This window comes from Nonomuraea sp. NPDC049649, assembly GCF_040675175.1.
GTDB lineage: Bacteria > Actinomycetota > Actinomycetes > Streptosporangiales > Streptosporangiaceae > Nonomuraea.
The window spans coordinates 47,379-61,641 of sequence record NZ_JBFAOH010000038.1 but is presented as its reverse complement, the minus strand read 5'-3'; the positions used below and the strand labels follow the sequence as shown (position 1 = coordinate 61,641).

Here is a 14,263-nt window from a genome sequence, read left to right as displayed (position 1 = left end):
TGACGGGGTTATTGGAGAAGTCGTGTCACTAGGGCTTTTCGTCGTTTCCACTAGGCCGTAACGCGCCGACCTGCGGTTTCAGGCCCGAACGCGCCGTGGATCATGGATTAGCTGCGGAACGCAGGCTTCACAGGCATAGTGTTACCAGGTGATGAGTGTAGGGATGAGTGATGCGTAATTGAGTACCCGGCCCTGCTGTACACATTCTTCCCAAGCGGTCCGCTGTGTAGAATTGCCAACGTTCTGCACCGCAGCGGCAAGCGCGTCATAAGCAATGTGGTACACGGCGTCGACTTCGCCAGTCCCGCGGGCAATAGCTTGAAGGCGGCTTGGAAGTGGCTCGGCCGTTACTGTCACGAGATGTGGCTGGCGCCCGCGTCTATGGCGAATCATCTGGTTGAACTCATGCCTAATGTTCTGTACGCGATCAGATCGGATCGTCCATTTGCAGGAGATCGCGGCGTGCAAGAACGGTGATCCTCCGCTCGGGTTTCCAATAGCAACTGTAACGTCTGGCTTGATCACATAGTCCTGGCCAATAGTGACAGCTATTGTTGGGTCGTCTTTTACTAGATTGTCGACCGCTCGAAGGTGTTGGTATTGGGAAAAGTCTGCAACGAATCGCTTGCGGGAGACAATCCAGGGTTGTCCTGAATGATGCTGGAAAAGCTGAGCTTTCAGGTCGTCCTCAACCAGGGACTCCAGAGCGGGTCCTGGGTTGGCGGGAACGGCAGAAGGGACCCCAGGTGGGACTCCTAAATGGTTCAGGATGTCTGCGGCCAGCGCAACCGACTGATAGCTGTCAGTATCTGCGGAGTTGGGCACGAGAAGCTGCTTTTTCTTCAGCTGCCATCCCAGGAGGTGCTTTGCAAAAGGCGCGGTCACGCTGGCAGATGTTACTGGACAAGAGACTCGTTCACACGGGGCTGAAACCTACCTGTGACGAGAGGCGATCGCCGACGGCAGTGGGCCACCCGCTAGCTGATCTTGGTTCTGTGCTTGTTGAACAGGTCATGCCGCAGGTGGTCCTCCTGTCCGAGGAACGCCTTGAAGTTGCCGAGGCTGTATGCGACGTCTCCGTTGGACCGCGGGGTCTGAGTCAGCTCGAAGTCGTGGCCGAGGTGGTTCAGATGCCGCTCGACCTCTGGCTGATCCAGCGGATGATCAGTTCCAGCTAGCTGTGCGACCATCTGCTCAACGGTCAGAGGGCGGCTGCTGGTGGCAAGAACCTTGTAGACGGGATCCAGGACGGCATTGGTGTTTTCCACCAAGGTGCGCTTGCTGCCTTCTTTTCGCAGAGCCTTCCTGATCGCGACGCCAAGTGCCTTCGCGACCGGAGGTGGGAATGCGTTGCCGATCTGCCGGTACTTAGATGTCTTCCTGCCGAGGAACTCCCAATCCTCGAACTCCTCGCCGTACCAGCCTTGGATGCGTGCAACCATCTCTACGGTCAGCATTGGGTGTTTGACACCCTTCACCCTTGGGTTGGTCGGACCGGGAGGATCGTCCGCTACACCCTTGCCGTCGACCCCCATGGCCTCCCATGCAGCCTTGGCGCGAGTTGGGCCTAGGTCAGCGCCGCCATGTCTCTTGGATCCTCCGACAATGGTCGGGGCGATCTTGTTTGCCTGCTGGACCCACTCGTCCAGCCGGTCCTCTGACCAGTCGCCCTTGGCCATCAAATCCCTGAGCAGTTCGCCAACGGTGGGGGGCTCTGCCTTGTTCTTCTCGGGCCACTCGAAATATTCGGCATACTCGGGCAGTAGCGCGACCAGGACAAACCGGGGGCGGAGCTGGGAGACTCCGTAGTGATCCGCTTGCAGCAGCTGCCACTCGGCTATGTAGCCGTGCTCCTTGAGCCGGTCAAGCACTCGCTGCCGATATGCCGTGAACCGGCTCCCGCTCAAACCCTTGACGTTCTCAAGCAGGAGTGCCTTGGGCCTCATCTGGCCGCACAGCTCCACTGCCCACGCGAACAAGTCGCGCTCGTCTGTGGCGCCGAGTTGTTTGCCGGCGATGCTGAAGGGCGGGCAGGGGACACCTCCGGCGAGTAGATCGACGCCGTAGTGTTCCTTCGGGTTCCACAGGTCAGGGTCGGCAACGTCGCCGATCTTCACAGTCTCAGCCGCCTCCTTCTCGTCATAGCCGAGGACTTTGACGAGGTTGTGCCGGAGTGTCTTGGCGGCTTGTTCGTCGAGCTCGATCGCAAGGGAGTGCCGGAAACCTGCTCGCTCCAGCCCCAGGGACTGTCCACCAGCCCCAGCGCAGATCTCAACGACCTTGAGCACGTCTTCGTCTGTTGCCGCCGCCGTTCCCAGTCCGGGCGCACTGGCAGCGAGCTCCTGTTCCGGTCCTGCGTTGTTCAGGTCGAAGAGCTGCTCGCCATCTCCAGCCTGGATCTCGATGACGCGAGACTGCTTTTCGGTCACTGGGACCCCTTTCGTAGCCCGGACGAGGCAATGGACCGGTGGGTAGCTGTATCTTCGCGGAGAAGACCGTCAGCCGTACGCCCTATGGGATGAGCGTGGGAGAGAGCAAGAGGGTTCGGGCCAGGCAGCAGGCCCACGAGCGGGGCGTCTATCCAGCGCCGCTCAACGAGGGCCGGTCGCGCAACATGCAGGCCAACCGGCGATCCAATACCAAACCCGAGGTCGCCCTGCGTAGCGCGCTGCACCGCCTTGGACTGCGCTACCGCAAGGACCTTCGGCTGGACCTGGGTGAGGTCAAGGTCCGGCCCGACATCGTCTTCACCGCGAAGAAGGTTGCTGTCTTCGTTGACGGCTGCTTCTGGCATGTCTGCCCTGAGCATGGCCGGCAACCCACGACGAACGAGTGGTACTGGACGCCCAAGCTTCGCCGGAACATGGAACGCGACCAGCGCGTCAACTCGGCGCTTGAGGCGGCTGGCTGGCAGGTGATCCGGCTTTGGGAACACGAAGCCCTGACCACGGCCGTGGCGACCGTGGTGGCAGCGGTGAAGCCGGATACCGAACATGCTAGCGAGACTAGCGTGACCCAGAGCAGTCCCGGCAATCAGAGTGAGCAGTGAACACCGCATCTCGGGTAAACCTCCATCCTTGCCGCGCGAATCGTGCTGATCTGATGGAGAAAGTGATGTTCGCCAGGCGTGTCCGCGGTCGTGTCCTTGCTCCCTGAAGGGATCAGCGAGCTGCTACGCCGTCCCATTACGCGGCTCATCGGTAAGCGCGCTTCCCCGGTGAGGATGGAGTCCCATATCCGCTCCGCCGTGAGCCGTCTCCACGGTCCGGCGTAGGCGATGCGTATGGGGGTCGTCTGGTACGTACGACGGATCAGGTACATGCCGCCAGAGGCGAGTAGCTCGTACACGATCGTCCGGCACGAGCAGGTGTAGGTCAGGACTCGCGATCGATAGGGCTGCTCAGCCATCCAGTCGAGTGACGTCACGGGAGTGCCGATGCGGCCTGGCGGGTGCGGGGAAAGCCCCGGACAGATCCACTCGTCCGGATCGATCATGACGGCTCACCCAGCAAGACCCAGACGACCTTGCCGCCTGTTCGCGGCCACCGGTATCCCCAGCTGACGGCCAGAGCGTCGACCACGTACAGGCCCCGGCCGCCAAGTGCCTCTGTATCAGGGCTGCGGTGTTTTGGAGGGTGGCGGCTGCAGTCCCACACCTCAAGGACGACGCCGGTCGACGCCTGGTGAAGTCCGACCCTCAGGCGCCGGTAGCGCCCGGCAAGTGCTCCGTACGCCGCAACCTCGTCCTCGTCAGGGGTGGACGCCTTGATGCCGTTGGTGACCAGCTCGCTGATCACGAGCTGGGCATCGTCGATGAGGGTGTCGCGGCCCCAGCCCATGAGCACATGCGCCACATGCCGCCGTGCGAGAGATACCGAGAGCGGGTGGACTGGCAGCTCGGTGTGGTTGCGCCAGGTGGCCGGTGAAACGGCGGTCATGCTCACCTCCCCGTGACAGACAGTGCGTCTTGTACGCCTGCGTGGATTCCAAGCATGCGGATTCAGCAGCGCCCATAGGGCTTTTACATGGCGAAATATGTGTGACAAAAAACGACACGATAAAGATATTGCGGGTCATTGATGTGTAGCTGTACTGTCACGGTCAGTGATATTCGCTGGCAGGAGGAACGGGGTGGACATCGAAACCAGTGGCCCCATGTCTCCTCGGGCTCGCTTCGCCCAGGAGCTTGAGCGGCACCGTAGGGAGGCCGGGCTATCGCAAATCGCCCTGAGCGCCCGAATGTGCTGCCATACGTCACTTATCAGTCACATCGAAAGAGGACGGCGAGCGCCCACGCGTGACTTCGCGGAAGGGCTTGATCGAGCCTTCGGGGTGGACGGGCATTTCGTAGGTCTATTCAAGCAGATATCCCATTCGCCAAATCTCGGCTGGTTTGCCCGCTGGGTCGAGGAGATCGAGCCTCAGGCGGTCATCCTCCAATCCTGGGATCCGCTGCTGGTGCCGGGCTGTCTGCAGACTCCCGAGTACGCGCGAGCCCTCCTCTCCTCCACGTCCCCGGCCGATCAACTGGAGGAACGGGTGCTCGCTCGTACGCAACGAGTCCAGTTGTTCGACGCTCCCGGCGGTCCGATCTATCTGGCCCTGATCGACGAGAACGTGCTCCACCGGCCGATTGGCGGCACAGCGATCCTGGCAAATCAGCTCCGTTACCTGCTGGAACTGTCCTCTCATCCGCGCATCACCATCCAGGTCGTACCAGTGGCCGCCGGTTGCACAGTCGGCATGGTGACGGGGTTCGTGCTGGCCCGGTTGCGCGATGGTGCGGAGATCGCTTCGACGGATTCGTTGCTCGCGGGACATGTGACTGGCGACTATGGTGTGGTCGCGCAGCTCAAAGTGAGGTATGAAACAATCAGAGCGGACGCACACTCACAATCCATGTCACAACGGTTGATCGAAGAGGCGGCGGCTAAATGGGTGAGCTGAATCTTGACGCGGCCGAATGGCGTAAGGCCACGGCCAGCGGCGACGTGGGCCAGTGCGTCGAAGTGGCGACCAATCTTCCCGGTGTCGTCGCCGTGCGCGACAGTAAGAACCCTCAAGGCCCGGCCCTGATCTTCACGCCGGGGGAGTGGCGGGCGTTCGTGGGCGGCGTCAAGGACGGCGAGTTCGACCTGGCGTGATCGGTTCCGTCTGCTGGGCGGCAAGGGATGACCTGTAGGGGAGAGCCGTTCGATCGCAATCCCCCACAGCGGTGCCCATGCAGGTCGTAGAGGATGCGGTGAGGATATGCACGCCGTCGATCTCGTAAACGCGCAGTGGCGTAAGGCCACCGCCAGCGCTGACACGGGCCAGTGCGTCGAAGTGGCGACCAACCTTCCCGGTGTCGTCGCCGTACGTGACAGTAAGAACCCTCAAGGCCCGGCGCTCGTTTTCACACCGGCTGAGTGGCGGGCGTTCGTGAGCGGCGTAAGAGGTGGCGAGTTCGACATAACCTGATCGCCTTCACACCCGGCACTGGTGACCGGGAGGCGAGCAGCGGCCAGGAGAGCTGCTGGGTAAGCACCAGGGGAGAGGAGGCACACAAAATGGATCTTTCCCGTGCCGAGTGGCGGACCAGCAGCTTCAGCGGTTCGAACGGCCAGTGTGTGCAGGTCGCCTTTCTTGAGGGCAGTGACGTGGCCGTCCGAGACAGCAAGGACGCCCAAGGCCCCGCGTTGATCTTCACTCCGGCTGAGTGGAGGGCCTTTGTCGACGGGGCCAAGGGCGGGGAGTTCGACCTGGCGTGATCGGCTCTCCCCGCTGGCCGGAAAGGGGCGACCTGTGGGGGAAGTCGTCCGTACGCGATCCACGCCCTAGCTCGATGCCCAGAGGAGCGGTAAAGAAATGAACCCCCTGAATCTCGAGAACGCGGAATGGCGCAAGGCGACCGCCAGCGGCGACAACGGTCAGTGCGTCGAGGTGGCGACCAATCTTCCCGGTGCCGTCGCCGTGCGCGACAGTAAGAACCCCCACGGCCCGGCCCTGGTCTTCACGCCGGGGGAGTGGCGGGCGTTCGTGGGCGGCGTCAAGGACGGCGAGTTCGACCTGGCCTGACCCGTCACGGGCGGGCGTCCGGCGTGTGCTGATGCTGGTGCGCCCTGCCTCTGGAGTGGATGCGGGAAGCGCGCCCGGCCGGCCCCGCCACCGGGCCACAGATGCTCAGGAGCGGGGCGCGCCCGCTGACCGCAGGAACCGGAGCACCGCGATCACGCGCCGGTGGTCGGAGTCCGCCGGCGCCAGCCCCAGCTTGGCGAAGATGTTGTTGACGTGCTTGGCCACCGCGCTCTCGCTGACCGAGAGCGCGGCGGCGATCCCGGAGTTCGAGCGCCCCTGCGCCATCTGCCCGAGCACTTCCAGCTCGCGGGGCGTCAGCTCCTTGAGAGGGTCGCGGTGCCGGGCCAGCACCTGGGAGACCACCTCGGGGTCGAGCACCGTGCCGCCCCCGGCCACCTGCCGCACGGCCCGGACGAAGCCCTTGACGTCCACCACCCGGTCCTTCAGCAGGTAGCCGACGCCGGACATGTCACCCGAGAGCAGGTCGGTCGCGTAATGCTCCTCCACGAACTGCGACAGCACCAGCACCGCGATCTCCGGCCGCTCCTTGCGCAGCTTCAGCGCGGCCCGCAGCCCCTCGGTGGTGTTGGTCGGTGGCATCCGGACATCCACGACGACCACATCGGGAGAGGCGGTCTCCACCGCCGCGAGCAGCGCCTCGGCGTCGCCGACGGCCGCGACGACCTCGATGTCACTGGCCTCCAGGATCCGGGTGATGCCCTCCCGCAGCAGAACGGAGTCCTCAGCGACAGCCACGCGCACGGCTTCTCCCAGATCACGCAACGTCAGCATCACTTGAGCCGGCCCCACTCTACGGGCCTGGACGGCCGATCCGGCAAAGCCATGATCGCCAGAGTGATCCTACCGATCTGTCCCGGCGCAAAGGCGCCGCGCCTAGCCGACGCCTGTGCAGGAGGCGCGGCCGTGGGTTTCCTGCCGATCTGTCCCGACGTGCGGGGCCGCGCGTAGCCTGATCTCTGTGCAGGAGAGCGCGCGCTCGTTATGGCTGGCCGTGGGCGGGGTGGTGCTGGTCTTCACCGTCCTGGCGTGCATGGTGAGCCTGCTGTCGTGGCTGGGCAGGCAGTCGGAGACGCAGCGGCTTGAATACCGGCGGCCGGCGCTGCTGGAGATCGACGTGCAGAGCACGGAGGTCGTGCTCCAGGCGTACGAGTCCGGCGGCGTATCGGTCGAGCGCCATCTGACCTGGGCTTCGGCCAAGCCCGCGGCGCGCGAGCAGTGGCGGGGCGACACGCTGCGGCTGAGCACGGACTGCCCGGCCGGGCCCCAGCTGCCCGGCTGCTCGACCGCGTACCACGTGTGGGTGCCCGCGGACCTGCCGGTGTCGGTGCGGACCTCGACCGGCGCGGTGCGGCTGGCGGACCTGCGCGGCCGGATCACCGTCGACACCGCGTCGGGCGACGTGCGCGGCAGCGGGCTAGGCGCCGGTGACGTGAGCGCCACCGGCGGGACGGGCGACGTGGCGCTGGCCTTCAGCGCCGTTCCCGGCCGCGTCGCGGTGCGCACGTCGTCGGGGGACATCACGGTCACGGTGCCGCGCGGACGCGCCTACAACGTACGGGCCGAAGCCGCCGAAGGCGTGGCGACCGTGGCGGTCGGCCAGGACCCCGGCGCGCCCGCCACGATCGAGGCCCGCACGGAGACCGCCGACATCACCGTGGGGGACCCCTCCTATGCCTGGTGAACACAGGCGCGAGGACGCTCCCACGACCGGGACGGGTCCCCGGCGGGGGATCGGGGCCATACCGGGAGACGCTCCCACGGTGGACGACGCCCCTTGGCGTGGGGTGCTAGGCGCTGTCCTGCGGGCTCCGGTGAGCGGGCGCACCTGGCGGTCGATCCTGCATCTGGCCGCCGGGCTGCCCGTGGCTCTGGCGGGATTCGTCGTGCTCGGCGTGCTCGGGGTGCTCACCATGAGCCTGTCGCTGTCGATCGTGCTGACCGTGATGGCCGTGTTCGCGCAGGCCGCGCTGGCGTGGTCCGTACGCTGCTGCACCGCCGTGCAGCGCTCGCGGTTCGCGGCGCTGCTCGGCGTGGACATCCCCGTCGTACGGAGGCCCGCCGAGGGCCGCTGGCTGGCCCGGGTGCTGAGCGAGGCGCGCAGGGAGGCGACCTGGCGTCAGCTCAGCTACCACCTGATCGCCCCGCTGATCGGCGGGGCCGGATTCGCCGTGACGGCCCTGGCCGTGGCCGCCGCGCTGACGTTCACCCTGGCCCCCCTCTACATATGGGCGCTGCCCGGCATGAACATGTTCGGCTGGCGGCTCGCCGACCCGCTCACCCTGGCCCTGATGGTGGCGACCGGGCTGGCCGCGCTCTTCCTGGCCCCCTGGGTGGCCCGCGCCGCCACCGCCATCGACGTGGGCGCCGCGATGGCGCTCCTCGGCAACGCCCGCGAGAAGCAGCTCGCCGAGAGCCGGGCCGGGCTGCTGGAGGCCGTCGAGGCCGAGCGCCGCAGGATCGAGCGGGACCTGCACGACGGCACCCAGCAGCGGCTGACCGCGCTGGCGGTCAACCTGGCCATCGCCGGGGAGACGCTGCCCTACCTGCCCGAGGCCGCGCGCCGGGCCATCGCCGAGGCCCAGGAGGAGGCCACCCGGGCGCTGGCCGAGCTGCGCGGCTTCATCCGCGGCCTGCACCCCTCCGTCCTGGACGACCGCGGGCTCGACGCGGCGCTGTCCGGCGTGGTCAGCCGCTCGCCGGTGCCGGTGGCGATCAGCGTGGACCTGCCGGGCCGCCCGCCGCCGCTCATCGAGTCGATCGCGTACTTCGTGGTCTGCGAGGCCCTGACGAACGTGGCCCGGCACTCGGGCGCGAGCCAGGCCGAGGTGACCGTCGGCGCGTACGACGGCGGGCTGCGCGTCCGGATCTCCGACGACGGGCGCGGCGGCGCGGACATGAGCGCGGGCACCGGGCTGCGCGGGCTGAGCCAGCGGGTCGCCTCCGCCGACGGGACGTTCACCCTCGACAGCCGGCCGGGCGCGGGCACCACGATCGACGTCGCGCTTCCGTACGTGGACTGAACGCGGGAGGGCGACCTGTACCTAGTGCCACCATAAAACGGGCACTACCATCCGTGACCTGCGGCTATGCCGGGTGCGAGCCTGGTCGCATGATCGCACGTTTAGGCATTTCCTGTTTCCGCCGCCGCTGGTGGGTGGTGGCCGTCTGGCTGGTCATCACGGCGGTGGGGCTCGGCTCGGCGGGCCCGCTGTTCGCCTCCCTTGCGGCCAACCGGGCCCCGCAGGGCACCGAGTCCGACGTGGCGCTCCAGACCCTGGCCGACGGGCGCGACCACGGCGCCCAGCTCGTGGCGCTGGTGGACGGGGCCGCCCCGGCCGTCCGCGCAGCCCTCGGCGACGTCCGCGCCATCGAGGGCGTCAAGCGGGTGGACGAGCCGCTGCCCGCACCGGACGGGCGCGGCCTGGCGCTCACCGTCTCCCTGGAGAAGATGGACTGGCGGATTGGCGACCCGGTGATGGACCGGGTGGCCGACCGCCTGCGCGCGCTGCCCGGCGCCACGGTCAGGATCGGCGGCGACGACATGATCGCCAGGGAGACCGACGAGACCTCCCAGAGCGACCTGACCAGGGCCGAGATGCTGGCGCTGCCGCTCACGCTGGTCGTGCTGGTCTTCGTGTTCGGCGGGATCGCCGTGGCCGTGCTGCCCGTGCTGGGAGCCGTGGTGACGATCTGCGGATCGCTCGCGGGGGTGCTGGTGTTCACCGCGTTCGTGGAGATGGACACCACCGTCGTCAGCGTCGTCTCGCTCATGGGCCTGGGGCTGTCCATCGACTACGGGCTGCTGCTGGTGGCCCGGTACCGGCAGGAGCTCGCCGCCGGGCACGCGCCCGCCGCCGCCGTCACCCGGACCTGGGCCACCGCCGGGCGGACCATCCTGTTCAGCGGCCTCACCGTGATCGCGACTCTGAGCGGCCTGATGCTCTTCGACGTGCCCCGGCTCCGGACCCTCGGCGCGGCCGGCATGACCGCCACGCTGATCGCGCTGCTGACCGCGCTGACGCTGACCGCCGCGCTGCTCGGCGTCCTCGGCCGGCACGTCAAACCGGCCCGGCGGCGCTCCGCCGACCTCGCCGGAACGGGCCCGTTCGCCCGTCTCGGCCGCTTCACCCAGCGCAGGCCCGGCCTGGTGGCCGTGGCCGCCACGGCGATCCTGCTGGGCATCGCCGCGCCGCTGCTCACCGTGAACGTGGCCCAGCCCAACCTGGCCGGGCTCCCGCAGGACCTGGAGTCCGTGCGCGTCGCCAACGAGCTGGACGAGCGCTACGGGCAGAGCGTGGACCCGGCCGTCATGGTCGTCTCCCGCGCCGACGAGGCCACCCTCACCGCGTGGGCGGCCAGGTGGCGCGACGACCCGGCCGTGGCCACCGTACGCCCCGTCGTGACCGAGGGCCCCGGCCTGACCTCCGTCGTCCTGGACACCCGGGCGGGCTCGCAGAGCCGGGAGGCGCGGGACCTGGTCGAACGCGTCCGCGCGGACCGGCCGCCCGGCGGCTCCTGGGTGGCGGGGGAGGCCGCCGTGCTGATCGACCTTACGGAGGAGACCGCCGCCGCCCTGCCCCGGGCCGTCGCGGTGGTCGTGGCCGTGTTCGTGCTGCTGTTCCTCATGACCGGGTCGTTGCTGGTGCCGCTGAGCGCGCTCGTGATGAGCCTGCTGTCGCTGGCGGCCACGTTCGGGGTGATGACGCTGCTGTTCCAGCACGGCTGGCTGGCCGGGCCGCTGGACCTGCTGACCCTGCCGGGGCTCAGTCCCTATGTGTTCCTGGTGGTGTTCGTCTTCGCCTTCGCCTTCTCCACCGACTACGAGGTGTTCCTGCTCGGCCGGATCAAGGAGGCCGTGGACGACGGGGCCGCCAACGACGTCGCCGTCCGGCGCGGGCTCCAGGTCAACGGGCGGATCATCACCTGCGCGGCGCTGCTCATGCTGATCGTCTTCGCCTGCTTCGGCACCGCCAGGCTGAGCGACATCGAGCAGCTCGGCGTCGGTCTCTTCGTGGCGGTGCTCATCGACGCCACCATCGTGCGCTGCCTGCTCGTACCGGCCGTGATGACGCTGTGCGGGGAGGCCAACTGGTGGGCGCCGCGGCCGCTGCGCCGCTTCCACGCCCGCTTCGGGCTGCGCGAGAGCCAGGTCCTCACCAAGGCATGACGGGCGTCAGAGGCCGATGTTCTTCTTCGCGCCTGCGTACGAGCCGGCCCCCGGCCACCCCGCCCGCGCCAGCTCCGCGAACCGGGACCCGAACCCGAGCCCCGTCAGCTCGTCGAACGGGACGAACCGCACACCCCTGATCCGGTTGGTGTCGACCCCCTCGGTGAGACGGCCCAGCTCGCCGCCGACGCGGGAGATCTCGAACGTCATGTGGACGACGTGCGGGCCGCCGACGGGAAGGTGGTCGCACACGTACAGCAGTCTTTCGACGCGCACGTCGAGCCCGGTCTCCTCGCGCATCTCCCGTACGAGCGCGTCGCCGAGAGATTCGCCGGGCTCGACCCTCCCGCCGGGCAGCGACCACGACCGATCGTCGACATCCTGATCCAGCAGCAGAATGCGCCCGTCCTCGACGAGGATTCCGGTGACACGCACGATGATCACCGGGGCAATCTACCCGACCGCCGGGATCGCGGCGGTCCCTTCCCTTCGGCATGAAAATTTCATAAGAATGCCGAAATTTTCTTGTCAGAGGTCTTTGAAGAATCAATGATTGCGGAGTCAGGAAATTTCCGGCATAAGCACTAAGGGAGGCAAGTGGTGAAAATGAGTCACCGCGCCGCCAAGGCGGCGCTCGGCGTGACGGCGGGATTGGCCATCGCCGTGGCCGGCAGCACACCCGCCTCGGCGTCAAGCTGGGACCTCTGGGGAGAAAACCAGATCTGCATCCAGCACCCCCACTCCTACTGGACCTACTTCGTAGCCGCCATCGTCGGCGACTGGTCGTCGACGGTCCACATCACGGTGGAGGACCTGCCGCCGGGTGCGGTCCTCACCCAGGCCGACGCGCTTCCCCCCGGATCGAATCACACCAGGCCCAACGGTTCGACGACGCTCAACGGCTGGGTCACCGTAGAGTTCGCCCCGCTTCCCATCGGCGTCTACACGGCGCAAATGACGGCCACGGACGGAACGCAGACCCTGTCCGACCCCATCACCATCAGGGTCAAGGAACGCTGCCCCTAAAACGCGCGTCTATTTCCGCGTCCGAAAAGCAGCGTTTCGACGCGGGCTGAGGCCGTCTCGCGCATTCACCGCCGGGCCCATTCTGCCGCCGCCTGGTTCGCGACGTCCGGATGGGGGTCCCGGGCAAGGATCTCCAGGATGTGGTCCGGGGTGGTGGGCCAGGAGGCGAGCCACCATCTGACGTTGATCGAACGGTCGTGGGCCAGCAGCCGGAGCTTTTCGTCGTCGAGCTCCACGAACTTCAGGAGGTTGGCCCTTACCAGCGCGGCCCGGTCGCGTGCCAGGGCGCGTCGCTGCTCGGGCGTCGTCCTGGGATTCTGGGCCGCGCCGGCGCGGACCTTGGCGTCCGGATCTGTGGCGAGGGCGGCGAGCACGCCGGGAAGCGCGGTATGCGCGGCCAGCCCTGCCTTGACCTCCGACGCGTCGTCCTCCGTGAGGAGGTACGTGATCTCGGGCTCGATGTCGTCCAGCTCCGCCAGCAGCCGGCGGAGCGTGCTGTCCGGGGAGGCGACGATCGCCCTCTTCACGCCGATGTCGGCCTGGGGGTGGTCCGGCGTCGACCACCGGATCCGCCAGTGGGGGTCGCCGACTAGCTCGCGGAGGACGTCAGGAGGGCACTGGCGCCGGGGTGAACTCATGGGGTCTGTGGCCGGGCCGCCCGGCCGCCGGCCAGGAGTAGTCCGGCGACGGAGACCACGATGCCGGCGGCGATGACCGGGACGAGCGCGCCGTAGCCCAGCCCGCCCGCCACCAGGCCGAACAGCGGCGGGCCGAGCAGTGAGCCGAGGCTGCCCGCCTGGGCGAGCACGCCGTTGCCGACGTCCGCGTGGTCGAGCCGTTCCAGCACCAGCGGGAGGGCGGAGATGGCGAGGGCGCCCACGAACCCGTTCATGATCGAGATGGTCCCGGCGCCCGTCAGCGCCGCCGCCGTCGAGTCGGGGCCGCCGTAGAGGAGCCAGGCGGCCGGGACGGTGAGGAGCCCGGCCAGCGCGAGAGCCCCGATCGGCGCGCGGCGGCGGAGCAGCACGCCCGCGGCCAGCCCGCCGAGCGCGCCGAGCAGCGAGATCACCGAGGTCGCGGCGCCCGCGGCGGAGGCCGACTGGCCGTGCTGCTCGATGAGGAGCGTGGGCAGCAGGACGACCACCGGCAGGGTCACCAGCACGGCCAGGCAGAACGCGGCGGACAGCACCACCGGCCAGAGCAGCGCGCCGGCCCGGGGGACGGGTCCGGCCGCCTGGCGCTCGGATCCGCGCGGCAGGCGCGCCCGGAGGACCAGCGCCATCACCAGCGTCAGACCCGCGACCAGCGCGATCCAGCCGCGCCAGCCCCAGGCGGAGCCGAGGACCCCGCCCGCGAGCGTGCTCGCCCCGATCCCCATCGGGACGAACGTGGCCCAGATCGACAGCGCGATGCCCCGGTCACGCCCGACGGCCAGCCGTACGATCAGCGCCGGGCACGAGATGGTCACCAGGAGATACCCGATGCCCTCGATGCCGCGGACGGTCAGCAGCCAGGCGAAGTTCCCCGCGGCCACGCTCGCCGCGCTCGCCGCCGCCACCAGGACGAGCCCCGCGACCAGCGACCGTGCCGCCCCGAAGCGGCGGATCAGGTAGCCGGCGGGCAGCCCGGCCGCGGCGCCCACGCCGACCACGGTCGAGATCACCCAGCCCAGCTCCGACAGCGACAGCCGCAGCTCGGCCGCCACCTCGGGCCCGACCGGCGAGAATTTGCCGAAGCTCATCGCGGTGACGACCCCGCCGAGGTAGATGGCGGCGATCGTCCCCCAGGGGGACCGTTGTGCGGACCCTCCGGCCGGATCGGAGGTATCCGGCATCGACTGAGAGTCCATCGGTCTCCTTCACCTGGTTCCCCGTGTGTTGTCTGGCTCGATCATTGCCGTACTGTTTGGCCGGTTCAAGCCGTATGCCTGGCCCGGTCTCCGTCCTCCGGAGCTGCTTCGTACGGACGAGACGCGCTGCCAGGCAGCGCGGA

General features: G+C 68.0%; 17 protein-coding genes. 10 read left to right on the top strand and 7 right to left on the bottom strand.

The features are described 5' to 3' along the window. Positions 1-141: 141 nt before the first annotated feature. A complete protein-coding gene (locus AB0J42_RS31235) occupies positions 142-885 on the bottom strand; it encodes an NgoMIV family type II restriction endonuclease (protein WP_364300763.1) in 744 nt (247 codons plus the stop codon). 92 nt (positions 886-977) lie between these two features. Then, positions 978-2,429, bottom strand: a complete 1,452-nt coding sequence (gene dcm / locus AB0J42_RS31230; protein WP_364300760.1) for a DNA (cytosine-5-)-methyltransferase — start codon at positions 2,427-2,429, stop codon at positions 978-980. An 89-nt stretch (positions 2,430-2,518) separates the two neighbouring features. Between dcm and AB0J42_RS31225 the strand changes: the two genes are divergently transcribed. Then, complete coding sequence (locus tag AB0J42_RS31225) at positions 2,519-3,049, top strand: very short patch repair endonuclease (RefSeq protein ID WP_364300758.1); 531 nt, start codon at positions 2,519-2,521, stop codon at positions 3,047-3,049. 442 nt (positions 3,050-3,491) lie between these two features. Here AB0J42_RS31225 and AB0J42_RS31220 read toward each other — a convergent pair whose 3' ends face one another. Next, entirely contained in the window at positions 3,492-3,938 is a 447-nt protein-coding gene (locus AB0J42_RS31220) for an ATP-binding protein (protein WP_364300756.1), read from the bottom strand. A gap of 193 nt (positions 3,939-4,131) precedes the next feature. Between AB0J42_RS31220 and AB0J42_RS31215 the strand changes: the two genes are divergently transcribed. From AB0J42_RS31215 to AB0J42_RS31195, 5 genes are all read left to right on the top strand, one after another. After that, complete coding sequence (locus AB0J42_RS31215; protein WP_364300754.1) at positions 4,132-4,947, top strand: helix-turn-helix transcriptional regulator; 816 nt, start codon at positions 4,132-4,134, stop codon at positions 4,945-4,947. After that, entirely contained in the window at positions 4,935-5,144 is a 210-nt protein-coding gene (locus AB0J42_RS31210) for a DUF397 domain-containing protein (RefSeq protein WP_364300752.1), read from the top strand. Before AB0J42_RS31215 ends, AB0J42_RS31210 begins: the two co-directional genes overlap by 13 nt. 106 nt (positions 5,145-5,250) lie before the next feature. Continuing rightward, positions 5,251-5,460: a DUF397 domain-containing protein gene (locus AB0J42_RS31205; protein ID WP_364300750.1), complete on the top strand. Its 210-nt coding sequence runs from the start codon at positions 5,251-5,253 to the stop codon at positions 5,458-5,460. Positions 5,461-5,549: 89 nt separating this feature from the next. Next, complete coding sequence (locus AB0J42_RS31200; RefSeq protein WP_364300748.1) at positions 5,550-5,750, top strand: DUF397 domain-containing protein; 201 nt, start codon at positions 5,550-5,552, stop codon at positions 5,748-5,750. A gap of 97 nt (positions 5,751-5,847) precedes the next feature. Continuing rightward, complete coding sequence (locus AB0J42_RS31195) at positions 5,848-6,057, top strand: DUF397 domain-containing protein (protein WP_364300746.1); 210 nt, start codon at positions 5,848-5,850, stop codon at positions 6,055-6,057. Between the two features lie 105 nt (positions 6,058-6,162). Here the strand turns inward: AB0J42_RS31195 and AB0J42_RS31190 are convergent, their stop codons facing one another. After that, a complete protein-coding gene (locus AB0J42_RS31190; protein WP_364300744.1) occupies positions 6,163-6,819 on the bottom strand; it encodes a response regulator transcription factor in 657 nt (218 codons plus the stop codon). Positions 6,820-7,036: 217 nt separating this feature from the next. Between AB0J42_RS31190 and AB0J42_RS31185 the strand changes: the two genes are divergently transcribed. The 3 genes from AB0J42_RS31185 to AB0J42_RS31175 all read left to right on the top strand — a co-directional run bounded on the left by AB0J42_RS31185 (position 7,037) and on the right by AB0J42_RS31175 (position 11,245). Continuing rightward, positions 7,037-7,759 (top strand): DUF4097 family beta strand repeat-containing protein, encoded by a 723-nt coding sequence (locus AB0J42_RS31185; RefSeq protein WP_364300742.1) that lies wholly within the window; start codon positions 7,037-7,039, stop codon positions 7,757-7,759. A 79-nt stretch (positions 7,760-7,838) separates the two neighbouring features. Beyond that, the gene (locus AB0J42_RS31180) at positions 7,839-9,098 is read left to right on the top strand and encodes a sensor histidine kinase (RefSeq protein WP_364300740.1); all 1,260 of its coding nucleotides are present in this window, start codon (positions 7,839-7,841) and stop codon (positions 9,096-9,098) included. Between the two features lie 89 nt (positions 9,099-9,187). After that, entirely contained in the window at positions 9,188-11,245 is a 2,058-nt protein-coding gene (locus AB0J42_RS31175; RefSeq protein WP_364300738.1) for an MMPL family transporter, read from the top strand. Between the two features lie 6 nt (positions 11,246-11,251). Here the strand turns inward: AB0J42_RS31175 and AB0J42_RS31170 are convergent, their stop codons facing one another. Then, on the bottom strand, positions 11,252-11,689 hold the full coding sequence (locus AB0J42_RS31170; protein ID WP_364300736.1) for an NUDIX domain-containing protein: 438 nt from the start codon (positions 11,687-11,689) through the stop codon (positions 11,252-11,254). A gap of 162 nt (positions 11,690-11,851) precedes the next feature. Between AB0J42_RS31170 and AB0J42_RS31165 the strand changes: the two genes are divergently transcribed. Beyond that, complete coding sequence (locus AB0J42_RS31165) at positions 11,852-12,271, top strand: DUF5980 family protein (protein WP_364300767.1); 420 nt, start codon at positions 11,852-11,854, stop codon at positions 12,269-12,271. Between the two features lie 65 nt (positions 12,272-12,336). Here AB0J42_RS31165 and AB0J42_RS31160 read toward each other — a convergent pair whose 3' ends face one another. Beyond that, a complete protein-coding gene (locus AB0J42_RS31160) occupies positions 12,337-12,909 on the bottom strand; it encodes a hypothetical protein (RefSeq protein ID WP_364300734.1) in 573 nt (190 codons plus the stop codon). Next, positions 12,906-14,120 (bottom strand): MFS transporter, encoded by a 1,215-nt coding sequence (locus AB0J42_RS31155; RefSeq protein ID WP_364300731.1) that lies wholly within the window; start codon positions 14,118-14,120, stop codon positions 12,906-12,908. The genes AB0J42_RS31160 and AB0J42_RS31155 overlap by 4 nt, the downstream gene beginning before the upstream one ends. Positions 14,121-14,263: the final 143 nt, after the last annotated feature.